The organism is Rhodococcus sp. ZPP, assembly GCF_017656075.1.
In the GTDB taxonomy this organism is placed as follows: domain Bacteria; phylum Actinomycetota; class Actinomycetes; order Mycobacteriales; family Mycobacteriaceae; genus Rhodococcus_F; species Rhodococcus_F oxybenzonivorans.
On the sequence record NZ_CP058639.1, the window covers coordinates 424,699 to 436,811 of the forward strand.

Below are 12,113 nucleotides of genomic sequence, written 5' to 3' on the forward strand. Positions count from 1 at the left end.
CGACGCCGATTACCTTCCCCTGGAGTAGCCGATAATGCATACTCTTGATCTGCCAACTCCGCCCACATTTCTTTCGCTTGACGAGGAGAGAAATCATAGGAAGATTCGCCTGGCCGCAGCCTTCAGGATTTTCAGTAGGTTCGGCCTCGACGACGGGGTCACCGGGCATATCACCGCCCGCGACCCCGAATACCTCGACCACCTTTGGGTCAATCCCTGGGGTATGTCCTTCAGCCAGATCCGCGCATCTGATCTATGTCTAATCGATGCGGAGGGAAACTTGGTCGAGGGCACAGGTCCCGTCAATCCAGCAGCAATCACGATACATTCCAGTGTGCACGACGCCAGACCTGATGTCGTAGGCGTCGCGCACAGCCACTCTCTGCATGGAAAGACGTGGTCCGCGTTCGGTCGAAAGTTGGATCCGATCACCCAGGATGCATGCGCCTTCTACGAGAGGCACTCCGTCTTTGAGCAGTACAACGGCGTCGTGCTGGACGACAGCGATGGTCGCTCCCTCGCAGCGAATTTGGGTGCGAATCGCGCCGCGATCCTCAAGAATCATGGCATCCTGACGGTCGGCGCGACGGTCGACGAGGCCGCGTGGTGGTTCATCGCTCTCGAACGCTCGTGCCAGGCACAGCTTCTCGCCCTAGCCGCCGGGCAGCCGGACTCCATTCCCGCGGAGACTGCTCGAGAGGTAGCCGCACTCTACGATCAGAGCGCTGGATGGTTCAATTTTCAGCCCATATTCGCGCGGATCATACAAGAACAGCCTGATCTCGCAGAATGAATTGCCCGATTCCCTGATCGGCAACTACGTACCCTCATCCAGGGGCGCTGATCACCCTGATCGGGGATCGTCGACCCCTCGAGCTATCCACCCCCGGTCTGCATACGGCGCGGGGGTCCTTCGACAACGACAGCTTTGCCATTCCGTCGGGAATGCGAACACGGAAGGTTGTGTCATGCTCACGTCCTCTCACATCAGCAGACTTGCTTGCGGGCTTACCACCGCTGCTCTAGCACTGACACTCGCCGGCTGCGGGGCAGCAAGTAACGCCGGATCACGAGGCGATGTCATCAAACTCGGTGAGACGAGTGGAATCAGTGGACCGGCCGGGGGCTATGGCAAGGCCCTGAGCGAAGGGCAGCAGGCGATCTTTCGGGCAGTCAACGATGCCGGCGGCGTGGACGGGAAGAAGATCGAACTGACACTGCTCGATGACGGCCTCGATGTGGCCCGCGCGGTGCAGAACGTGCGGAAGCTGGTCACAGACGGAAACATAGCGATTGTCGGCGGCTCTGGTTCGGGCTCGATCGATGCGATCGTCCCGGTCCTGGACAAGGCAGGCGTTCCCCTTCTCTTCCCTGCGAAGTCGAGTCCGGCCTTCGTCAACGCAGTAGTCCCACAGGCCTTCGCGATGGTTCCCACTTTCCCTGACCAGGCACACGCTCTGGTGTCCGCAGCGTACGAGAAGACCGGACCAGGAAGCGTTTTCCTTGTCCGCACGGTGTCCGACCAGAATGATCCGATACTGGCGAAGGTCGAGGCTGCAGTCCAAAATGGCGGTGGCTCATTCCTCGGCACGGCAATCGTGCCGTTCGGGGCCGACGTGACCCCCGTCGCACTCCAAGTCGCCGAGGCGAAGCCGGATTATGTTGTCTTCACCTCCGCTCCCGCTGAGACCACCAAGATCGTAAATTACCTCGCCGGCAAGGACCAGCTCCCGAGAAGGGCGATCCTCGGTACGACCTCGCTTCCCGGTGAGACCTTCCTGCAGGGAACACCGCGGAGCGCACACGAACTTCTCTTCAGCCTCGCTATCACCAAGCCACCCACGGACCCGAGCGCAGTCGATTGCCTGCAAGCGGTACGAAAGTACTACCCGGACTCACAGATCGACACAGTGACGACGTTCGGTTGCGCGATCGCGCAGGCAGTGGTCGCGGGACTCGAACTCGCTGGACCTGACCCAACCAGCGAGAGCCTGGTCACGGCACTTGCCTCCATGCAGGACCGTCAGGTGAGTCCCCTCATCCCCCCCGTGACCTTCTCTCGAGAATCGCACATGGGTCTGACTTCACTGCCAACAGTCACTGTCAAGGACGGTCAATACCAGGCAGCCGAGACCGTCAACGTACCGGTTCTGCCGTGAGGCTCACCCACCAAATATAGGAGAGTGTCATGGGTCTGTTCCTGGAAACGGTCCTGAGCGGCGTCACCGTCGGAATGCTCTACGGACTCCTATCCTTTGCGATGGTTGTGTTGTACAAGGCGACTGCCACCGTGAACTTCGCCCAGGGAATGATGGGAACCGCCGCCGCCTTCGTGGCCTTGACTGTCATGGTCGAGTACGGCGTCCCAGTTGGCGTGGCCATCATCGTCGGATTGTTGTTCAGCACCTTGTTGGGTGTTCTTACATTCTACGGCGTCATTCGCCCCAAGCCGAGTGCGGGTAAAACTAATGTGATCATCAGGACGCTCGCCCTCTCGCTGGTATTAGCAGCTTTCGTAGACCGATTCAGGGGCGCCGGTCAGCCATTCCAATTTCCTCAACTTCTCAGCTCTGGCGGCTTCAGCCTCTTTGGGATCCAAATCAACTATTCACTGATACAGACGTTCGCCGTTGCAGGGGTTCTCCTTGGCTGCTTCAGTCTCTTTTTTCGATATACCCGAGCCGGTTTGCTCACACGCGCCATGGCCGAGTCCCGCGAAACGGTCCGGCTACTCGGTGTTCGTAGCGATCGATTATTTGCGATCGCCTGGGGAATCAGTAGTTTCTTGGCCGCGATCGTGAGCCTTTTATCCGCCAACCGTGTCTACGTCTCGACCTTTATGCTCGAAGGCTACTTACTCTACGCTTTTACAGCGGCGATCGCTTTTGGGCTCACCAGCCTGACTGGGGCGGTTGTCGGCGGGATCTGCGCTGGTCTTCTGAGCAATGTAGTCGCAACCTACTTCGGACCCGACGCGGCCAACCTCGTCATCTTCGCGGCGCTGATTGCCGTCCTCGTCATTCGCCCACAGGGAATTTTTGGAGAGCGGAGAGTACATCGTGTTTGAGCACTCGGTGCAGCGACAGTTACCGACAGCCGTATTACGACGGTATTCGGGCGTGGCTACGGCGCTTGTAACGCTTGCAGCCCTCGGGATGATCGTCCGCGACGCCTCGTGGCAGTACGTCCTGATACTCAGCATGGCCTGGGGCGCAGTAGCTGTCGGAATGAACCTCTGGCAGGGATATCTTGGCGAACTTTCGTTCGGACATGGGGCTCTAGTTGCAATCGCCGCGTATGCCTGGACCGTGGCGAGAACCGCCGGGCTGTCTCCCATAATTGCGCTTACCATTTGCGTAGGACTTACCTTGATTGCATGCGGAATTATCGGACTCGCGGTGGTCCAACTTTCGCATTTTGGTTCCGCCGTTGTCACCTTCTTTCTGGCATTTGTGGTGTCGGCAGGTCTGCAGTCAAGTGCGTTCGTCAGTCTCACCGGTAGCCAATCTGGTCTGCTCGTGCCCGATCTGTACGTTCTTGGTGTCGATTTCGGCAACGGCGTCGGCTTGTATTACCTCGCGTTCGGCTTTCTCGCTGTCGTTCTGTTTTCCTCCTCAAATTTCGGCGGCGGAAGACGCGGTCACGAACTTCGGCTAGTGCGGTCGAGCGAGCAGGTCGCGTCCCTACTCGGGGTCAGGATCAAGCAAGCCAAGTGGACCGCCTTTGTCTTCACAGGCCTGGGTGCAGCGTTGGCCGGGGTCGTCATTGCCCAGGCACTTACCGTCATCACACCAGATTCATTTTCCGCCGGGGTATCTATCACCCTGGTGGCGATGGTTGTCGTGGGAGGACAGGGAACATTATTGGGACCATTGCTCGGTGCACTCTTTTTTGCGGCACTACCCTCCATCTTTCAAGGCGCTCCGGAGAACCAGGCTCTGTACGCGAGTATCACTTTTCTTGTCTTTGTTGTGCTGGCTCCGGCGGGAATCTTGGGAGCCCTGTCCAGGTGGGGCGGTGCGACCACGAAGCGGCTACCAAGTCGTCCGCGAACTTTGACTGGCACGGGAGGCGAGTCCGGAAGCATGGAAGCCTGCGAGACCTCACCGGAGGCCGATCTCGCAGAGCTGGACTCTGGCCGGACGTTTGCCGACGAATGCGACGTGGCAGCGACTGCGGCCGCAATGGAGATTGCCGACGTGAGTGTGGCATTCGATGGAGTACATGCACTGAGTGGAGTCGACATCACCGTGACCCAAGGACAGATTCATGCCTTGATCGGACCAAACGGTGCTGGTAAGACGACGCTGATCAACGCGATCACCGGTCTACTCCGACCGACGAGTGGAGAGATCCGAGTCAATGGCCTTGCAACTACCAAGCTGTCACCACCGGAAATTCGTGCTGCTGGAGTAGGGCGGACCTTCCAGAATCCGTCGCTCGTCGACGATTTGTCCGCAGTCGAGAACGTCGCACTTGGACTCTTGAGCCAGCAACGGCGCTGGTTGCTCGTGGATCTGCTACGCCCTACTCTCGGGCGGAAAGCAGACGCCGACACTCGAGCAAGGTGCGAAGGGGCTCTGCGCCTGGTCGGGGTTGCAGAATCCACCTGGAACAAGCGAGCCGATGAAATCTCGCTAGCTGACCGGAAACTGGTCGACCTGGCTAGATCATTCGTGGCAGAGCCGACGATCCTGCTCCTCGACGAGCCCACTGCCGGACTGGGAGAACACGAGATCCACATCGTCGAAGACGCGATACTCAAACTTCGTGCCAATGGACGCGTAACGGTCTTACTTGTCGCGCACCATGTCGCCTTTGTTCGGCGGGTGGCCGATACGGTCACCGTACTGGACGGGGGAAAGGTACTGGCCTCCGGTCAGCCAGACCAGGTCACATCCGACGAGCGGGTACTGGAAGCGTTCGTCGGCAAGCCTGTCGAAGTGCTGCACCGGGAGGGTGCAGGTGGTTCCACGGCGGGGGAACCACCTCGCTACTCGTCGGTCGAACCGGCTGATAGCGCTCTGCCATACTCAAAGGCATTGCAGCTGACAATATCTCGCACAGATACGTCGTCGCAGGGGTTGGCAGTGACCGACCTGACCGTAGGATACGGGCCGGCGTGCGTCCTCGACAAGATCTCCCTGCGTGTCTCCCGAGGGGAACTCGTGGGGCTTACGGGCCGAAATGGTGCGGGGAAGACGACGTTGCTTCGAGCCCTGTCCGGAATGATCGGTCGCGGTGATGGCCTGGTCAACCTTGACGCGGTCACCGTTCCCCCGTCACCGGTGGACGCAGCCAGGGCTGGATTGATCCACGTGCCCGAGGGTAGGGGCGTCGTCGGATCACTGTCTGTGCTAGAGAACCTGCAGGTCGGCGCCTTGGCGATCGGGCACAAATTGACCAACGAAAACCTAGATCAAATCCTGAGCCGATTCCCTGCACTCAGGCCACTATTGCAGCGCCCCGCCGGGTTCTTGAGTGGCGGCCAGCAACAGATGCTCGCGATAGCCCGGGGACTTGCCGCCAAGCCTTCCATCTTGATGGTAGACGAACTCAGCCTGGGGCTATCCCCCAAGGCCACCAGCGAAGCTCTGCAAGCGTTGGTGGGGCTTACCCGCGAGAGCGGCGAGGGTGTGCTTGTCGTTGACCAAAACATCCAGACCCTCGCAAGCGTCTGTGATCGGATGTACGTCTTACGGGACGGGTCTCTCGTCGAACTCGAGGGAAACAGCGGATCGCTTCATGAATTGCAAGAAGTATATTTCTGACGAGGCGACTACCCCCTACGACAGGGCACCCCGGCAAAGTCTCACTATATCCACCTCATAGGCTCAGGAGTAGGTCGACAGGGCCACCCAGGATTCCACCAATATCATCAGCGCTGATGCCGCAGTGTTCGTCGTGGCCGCCCCACGCGGCGCGCGGGCATCGCCGCACGGTGTATCCGTCCTCGTCGCTGACGCGCAGTGGGCGATGCTGGAACCGCTGCTGCCGCCAGGTAATACGGCAGGCCAGCGGGCGGCCCGAAAAGCATTACCGCCGAATGATCCTGGACACCATCTTGCACCTGGTGCGGGGCCGGATCGCGTGGCGCCAGCTGCCCGCCGACTTCCCGCCGCCGACCACCGTCTACGACGTGTTCACCCACTGGGTCCGAGCCGGGGTGGCGGCGCATCCACGACGCGCTGCGAGACCGGCTACGGGTGCGAGCCAGACGAGACCGATGCCCGACCGCGGCGGTCATCGACTCGCAGACCTGCCCGCCGCCGACACGGTGCCCCGGTCCAGTCGCGATGGGACGGCGGGAAACGGACGAATGGGCGCACGCGACACATCGCGGCGGATGTGACCGGGTTGCTGCTGGCCGGGATGGTCACCGCCGCGTCGATCGAGGACCGCGATGCCGCGTTCCGACTACTCGCGCGTCTGCGTGACACCTTCTCCACGATCCGGCTGGTCTGGGCCGACGGAGGCTACCCCCGGCGGCTGATAGGCCGGGCGAACCAGGTCGTCGCCCTTCGGATTTGGATCATCAAACGCATCCCGGGCAGCACCGGATTCCACGGGCGGCCCCAGGTCTGGTGTGGGAGCGGACCTTCGCCTGGATCAACAAGCACCGCCGCTGCGTCCGCGACTACGAAACCAGACCCGACCACCACGAAACCATGGTGTACATCGCCGTGATCGGCCTCATGACTCGACGACTTGCACGAACCTCATGAGTATCCGGACGCTCTCTTACGAACATGAGATGTCAGGGTGCCACAACGAACCGGGGCGGACAGGCGTAGACGACGACCAGCAGCTGGTCGCGTCCGACCGCTGACAGGTGGGCCAGCGACCGGTCATCGTCCATATCACCGACTCCGGCGATCGCATCCGTGCCGTGAGCGTGTCGCCTCGCCGCGCATGACGGACATCAACTGCGGTTGGCCCGGCCCGTGGCCGCATGCGACCACACGTCGGTCAAGCCCCCATCTTCCTCGTAGCGAGTGATCTGGATGATGCCCGCTTGGGATGCAGTAGGCCTGTACGTCTCGTTGATCGCCTGAAAGTCCGAGTCGAAGGTTCTGTCACTCGAGGTTCCGTTGCGAAGAGTCACCTGGTACTTCGGCATGGCCAGCAATATGCCACGGCCAGCGAAGTTCCACACCACTAAACGGGTTAAATCCACGAAACCGCTCGATCGCTGCCGGAAAGTCCACGGGCGGAACAACTTGACCATTCGGCGAGTTACCGGGAGCCCCGAGGCGCCGCGGACTCATTCGAGGCCGCGCACTCGGGCCGTGGCCACCCTGCCCCCTTTCACAGTGGACGGTTCGACGTCGTGTGCCGAGTCCAGCTCGCCGATGCCATCGGGTCGGAGCGGCCACGGAGCTGCGGCGCCGCACGACTGCCGCGCTCCGATCGTGAGCTCTACCGGTACGACCGCCTCGGCCACGCGCGTGATGCTCGTTGGCGGCGGTCGTCCCCGGACGACGAATCAGAGGCGTCCCGCGCGGCGGCGATGTGCTCGAAATCGATGACCAGAAAACACGTCGCCGAAACTCGTGGACCAGATCGGTGTCGGTCCCGACACCCTGCACACGGTCCCTCCGTGAGCGATCCACGCTCGGCCGATGTTCACCACCGTCCAGCACTCGCGGCCCACGCGCTCCGGCGCCCGGCGTCGTGACGTGAATCCGGCGGGCCGACCGTCCCGAGTCCGGAGTCGGGTAGCCGGAACCGGCTCACCGGCCCGAGGACCGTCGATTCACGCCCTGACACTCGCCGGCGTCGTCGCCGTTGGGTGGTACGTAGTTCCCTGGGCCCACTTGCCGTGCAGCCTGCCAGGTCGGGCGCGGGCGTGGCCGGCGCCGAGACGCACGCTAGCGGTGATGTTGCTGCACGGCCGCGACGGCGACACCGGCCGCGACCAGCAGCGACAGGAGCAGCACGATATTGATCACATTCACAGCGTTCTCCCGCCGGTCCTCGCGGCGGCCAACCCGGGCGCAAATTTCCCTCTCGGACATCCGATTCCGGAGGCGAGACGATGCGTGATCGCGGTGGGGGCGTCGTGCACGCTCACACACGGGATCTGCGCGGCGTGCGCCCGGGCGAGCGGCGCCACCTGCTCCGCGGTGCACCGCCCGGCGCGGATGTCGTCGGTGACCACCGCGGCCGCGATCGCACCCGGAGTATCCGACAGGGCGCGGGTGAGGGTGAGACCGTTCTCGGCCGCCCACTGCCGAAACCCGGCCCACCCGGCCACCTCGCCGAGGGCGGACGGGGTGCCGATGAACAGCACCCGTCCCGCCGCCCCACGAGCTCCGCGGATGGTCATCGGTGCGCCGCCGCGCCGGTGACCGGCCGTGCGGGCGACCGACCGGGGCCCGGATCCTCGCCGGCACGGTGGTCGGCGAACATCGCCTCGACACGGCGCTTGATCTCGGCGGTGCTCATCGACCGCGCGGCGGCGCGGTGGGCGGGGGCGACAGTGGAGGCGGTAGCCAATTGGGCTTCCTTTCATCGACGGGCAGGAGGGGAACGGAAGGGAGCGGCGCTGCGCCAGGGAGGATTCCGCGGGTGCCGGGTCGTCCCCGCGGCCGGGGGGACGGCCCCGGTAAGGTTCCGCGACCCGGGCCGGGCGGAGGGCGCACGCCGAGGGGAATCGTGGAGCACGCATGCGCTTTCTGTTCCCTCCCGTCACACCAAAACGGGACCCGCATCACACATCAGACGCTGTGGTGAACAGTTGTACACCGGCGTCGCCCCGCCCGCCACTCGAACGCGTGTCCAGTTCGTCGTGGGAGCGTGTTGTCCTGAGCGGCAACGGAAATAGGGACCTTCGTCCTCTGGTGCGATCGGACGTGCGTGCGGTACAAGTAGATCAGGGAGACCCGTTTGTGACCCGAAACGCGTCTTTCCGTTACCTGACCGGATCGTTGCCGCGACCTGGATGGCGGTTGGTCGAGGAGCATCGTTCCGCGGGACGTGCGGTCGACACGACGAGGGGGTTTGTGCGTGTTGTTGCCGATGGCGCCGACCGATTCACTGTTCCTGCTGGGCGAATCCCCCGGCCATCCGATGCATGTCGGCGGCCTGACCCTGTTCACCCGCCGGAGGGGGCGGCCGCGGCGGACGTGCGGGCGCTGTTCGAGGCCGCCCTCACCGACGACCGGGTGGCACCGCTGCTGCGCACACGCGCCCGCCGCTCCCTGATCTCGTTGGGTCAGTGGGGTTGGGACGCTCTGCCCGAGCAGGAGGTGGATCTCGGCCATCACCTCCGCCGGGACGCCCTGCCCGCCCCGGGCGGAATGGACCAATTGATGACCCTGGTCTCCCGCCTGCACGCCACCCTGCTCGACCGCAGCCGTCCGCTGTGGGAGATGCACCTGATCGAGGGCCTCGCCGACGGCCGCTACGCCGTCTACACCAAGATCCACCACGCCCTCGCCGACGGAACGTCGGCGATGCGAATGCTCCGCGGGGTGATGAGCGAGGACCCGCACCGGCGCACATGCCCGCCCCCTGGCAACCCCAACCCCGGATCTTCGCGGTCCCGGACCCGCAGGCACCCGGCGGCGACCGAACCACGGCCGGCCTCCCGGGATCCGGACTGCCGGCGAGGGCGTGGGACGCCGCCCGCGCCGCGGCCGGGGAGGTCGCCGGACTGGTCCCGGCACTGGCCGGCACCGTTGACCGGGCCGCCCGCGGCCGCGGCGGTGCACTGTCGCTGACCGCCCCGCACACCCTGCTGAACGTCCCGACCGGCGGCGTCCGCCACGCCGCCGCCCGCACCCTCCCACTCGAACGCGTCCGGCTACTGGCCAAACACGCCGATGCCACCATCAACGACATCATCCTGGCCATGTCCGCCGGCACCCTACGCGCCTACCTGTCCGCCCGCGGCGCCCTCCCCGACCAACCGCTGATCGCGATGGTCCCGGTCTCCCTGCACCCCATCGACGCTCACTCCATATCGGATTCCGGGCCCGGGGGCAACCGGGTGGGGGTTCTGCTGTGCAACCTGGCCACCCACCTCCCCGACCCCGCCTCCCGACTCGACACCATCCGCACCTGCATGCGCGAGGGCAAGGCCGCCCTCCGGGCGATGAGCCCCGCACAGGCACTGGCGATGTCCGCGTTCGCCGCCGCACCACTCGGAGTCGAGATGCTGATCGGCCGCCGCGGCCCGTGGCGGCCCCCGTTCAACCTGGTCATCTCCAACCTTGCCGGACCGAACACACCGCTGTTCTGGAACGGCGCCCGCCTCGACGCCCTGTACCCGGTCTCCGCCCCCACCACCGGGCAGGCACTGAACATCACCTGCACCAGCAACGACACCCAGATCGTCTTCGCGCTCACCGGCTGCCGCCGCACCCTGCCCGACCTGACCCCGATGCTCGACCACCTCGACACCGAACTCGACCTCCTCGACACCACCGTCGGCCTCTAGATCACCCCGTCGGCATCCTCGCCGGGCGACCATGACGACATCGTCGTCGAACAGCGCGCCGGAACCTCGAATCTCCCCCGGGCAGCAACCACCACCACCCACCGGTCGCGAAGACATCCATCCGGCCTCGCCCACCGCGGCGTCACCGCCTCGCGCACACCATGCCTGCCATCGCATCGCATCGCATCGCATCGCATCGACGAGTCCCCCGTGCCGAGTGTCCCGGAGGCGCCGCAGCCGACCTGCGCGGGAACACGATCCGCAGCGCCGAAGACGGTACCGGCTCCGATTCAGCCCAACGGAACGCTTCACCCGTACCGGATACCATGCCCTGCAGTCGATGACATACTCCTTCAGCCGCTCACCTTGCGAGGACGATCTCGCCCCGGCCCTCCCGCAAGGTGGACTGGTCGCCCCAAAGCACCCCCGTCGTCGCGGCCCGAGGTGAGCGCCCGGTGCGCCGCGCGGCGGGGGGTGTCGTTACCGGGCGGAGACCAGCATCGGCTCGCGCAGGCCGAAGTAGTCGACCTGCGCCCATCAGCGGGCCCTCCTCCTCGAACAGCGAACCCAGGTCGTCGGGGACGGTGATCTTCTCGTGTGAGCGGGCCTCGGACTCGGTGGTGAAGTACACGGCCTCGACGTATCCGCCGTCGCCGGCGGAGCCGAACGTGCCGCCGATAATCTCGGGCCGCACCCCGGGCAGCTTGTCGCCGGCCTCGATCATAAGCTCCCGCAGCCGCTGTGCGTCGGTGGTGTGGCCCTCCATGATCTGCACGAACCCGGCATCGTCGGAGCCGCCGCCGAGTCACGTGGTCGCGTCCGGGCAGTCCATGAACGAGACCGGGCCGTCGAAGCACCGCTCCGTCTCGGCCCATCAGGCGCCCCTGCTCGGGACGCTCGCTGTTGCGGCGGGCCGCCTCCTCCGAGAGGAACCGAACGAGCGCGAGGTACGCGCAGTCCTCACGGGTGCCGGAGGTGGACCCGAGGTAGCCGGTGGCCCCCGGTTGCAGTTCGTCGGTCCAGCGGTCCATGCATTCGCGCAGCCGCGGCAGATCCGAAACCTTTCCCTGGATGACTTGGATGAGCATTGGATGCCTCCTCCGCGGGGACGCATATCCCCTCGGTGAAGTGCATCGCGGTGGCCGACCCGTCGCGGTCCACCGCCGGCGGGCGTCGACGGCCCGCGGCCGCAGCCACTGCGTACCCAATTGTTCTCCGCCCACCCCGCGGGGCGGGGCACACACCGGTAGCGCCCGGCCCGGGTGGAAGTCGAACGGGCCGTATGCGTCCCGCGGCGCGAACAGGCGCATGGGGAGCGCGCGACGAGCGGACCGCGGGTCACCGGTGTTGATCACGAACAGGCGGGTCACGATCCGTCAACGCGATGGTGCGGGGCGGGAGTCCTCGGCGACCCGAACTGCACGAATACAGTTCGGGCGCGGCAGGGTACTCACGCGTATAGCTGTCTTGACGTGTATGTCCCCGTTTGCCGCGGGTCTGGTGGTGGCTGGAGGATCACTGCCGTGCACTGTCCACGCCAAGCGAACCAGTCCCCCGAGGTGAAGTTCGGACGGTCGGGTTTGGACAGCTGCGCCGACATGTAGCCGTCGGGCGTGTAGAAGATCAGGCCGCGCGGCTCATTTCCCAGCGACTCGGACGAATCGGACCC

The 12,113-nt window shown here is 64.5% G+C and carries 9 protein-coding genes and 2 pseudogenes; 7 read left to right on the forward strand and 4 right to left on the reverse strand.

Translation table 11 applies throughout. From position 1 onward, the window contains the following. Positions 1-34 precede the first annotated feature (34 nt). From HYG77_RS33270 to HYG77_RS40135, 6 genes are all read left to right on the forward strand, one after another. Positions 35-793 carry a class II aldolase/adducin family protein gene (locus HYG77_RS33270; protein ID WP_208963887.1) on the forward strand — a complete coding sequence of 253 codons (759 nt, stop codon included), beginning with the start codon at positions 35-37 and terminating at the stop codon, positions 791-793. Between the two features lie 175 nt (positions 794-968). Continuing rightward, positions 969-2,159 (forward strand): ABC transporter substrate-binding protein, encoded by a 1,191-nt coding sequence (locus HYG77_RS33275; RefSeq protein ID WP_208963888.1) that lies wholly within the window; start codon positions 969-971, stop codon positions 2,157-2,159. A gap of 29 nt (positions 2,160-2,188) precedes the next feature. Then, a complete protein-coding gene (locus HYG77_RS33280) occupies positions 2,189-3,067 on the forward strand; it encodes a branched-chain amino acid ABC transporter permease (protein ID WP_208963889.1) in 879 nt (292 codons plus the stop codon). 52 nt (positions 3,068-3,119) lie between these two features. After that, positions 3,120-5,771 carry an ATP-binding cassette domain-containing protein gene (locus HYG77_RS33285; protein ID WP_208963890.1) on the forward strand — a complete coding sequence of 884 codons (2,652 nt, stop codon included), beginning with the start codon at positions 3,120-3,122 and terminating at the stop codon, positions 5,769-5,771. A gap of 275 nt (positions 5,772-6,046) precedes the next feature. Continuing rightward, positions 6,047-6,352, forward strand: a complete 306-nt coding sequence (locus tag HYG77_RS40130) for a transposase (protein ID WP_244461469.1) — start codon at positions 6,047-6,049, stop codon at positions 6,350-6,352. After that, positions 6,337-6,687: a hypothetical protein gene (locus tag HYG77_RS40135; protein ID WP_244461529.1), complete on the forward strand. Its 351-nt coding sequence runs from the start codon at positions 6,337-6,339 to the stop codon at positions 6,685-6,687. The genes HYG77_RS40130 and HYG77_RS40135 overlap by 16 nt, the downstream gene beginning before the upstream one ends. A gap of 235 nt (positions 6,688-6,922) precedes the next feature. On the opposite strand, the gene HYG77_RS33295 is transcribed toward HYG77_RS40135, so the two are convergent. The 3 genes from HYG77_RS33295 to HYG77_RS33305 all read right to left on the reverse strand — a co-directional run bounded on the left by HYG77_RS33295 (position 6,923) and on the right by HYG77_RS33305 (position 8,499). After that, complete coding sequence (locus HYG77_RS33295; protein WP_208963891.1) at positions 6,923-7,120, reverse strand: hypothetical protein; 198 nt, start codon at positions 7,118-7,120, stop codon at positions 6,923-6,925. Between the two features lie 834 nt (positions 7,121-7,954). Next, complete coding sequence (locus HYG77_RS33300; RefSeq protein WP_208963892.1) at positions 7,955-8,329, reverse strand: hypothetical protein; 375 nt, start codon at positions 8,327-8,329, stop codon at positions 7,955-7,957. After that, positions 8,326-8,499, reverse strand: a complete 174-nt coding sequence (locus HYG77_RS33305) for a hypothetical protein (RefSeq protein ID WP_208963893.1) — start codon at positions 8,497-8,499, stop codon at positions 8,326-8,328. Before HYG77_RS33305 ends, HYG77_RS33300 begins: the two co-directional genes overlap by 4 nt. Positions 8,500-9,009: 510 nt before the next feature. On the opposite strand from HYG77_RS33305, the pseudogene HYG77_RS33310 reads away from it, so the two are divergent. Then, positions 9,010-10,444 (forward strand): annotated as a pseudogene (locus tag HYG77_RS33310) (wax ester/triacylglycerol synthase family O-acyltransferase). 480 nt (positions 10,445-10,924) lie between these two features. On the opposite strand, the pseudogene HYG77_RS33315 reads toward HYG77_RS33310, so the two are convergent. Continuing rightward, positions 10,925-11,532, reverse strand: a pseudogene (locus HYG77_RS33315) (hypothetical protein). Between the last annotated feature and the right edge of the window lie 581 nt (positions 11,533-12,113).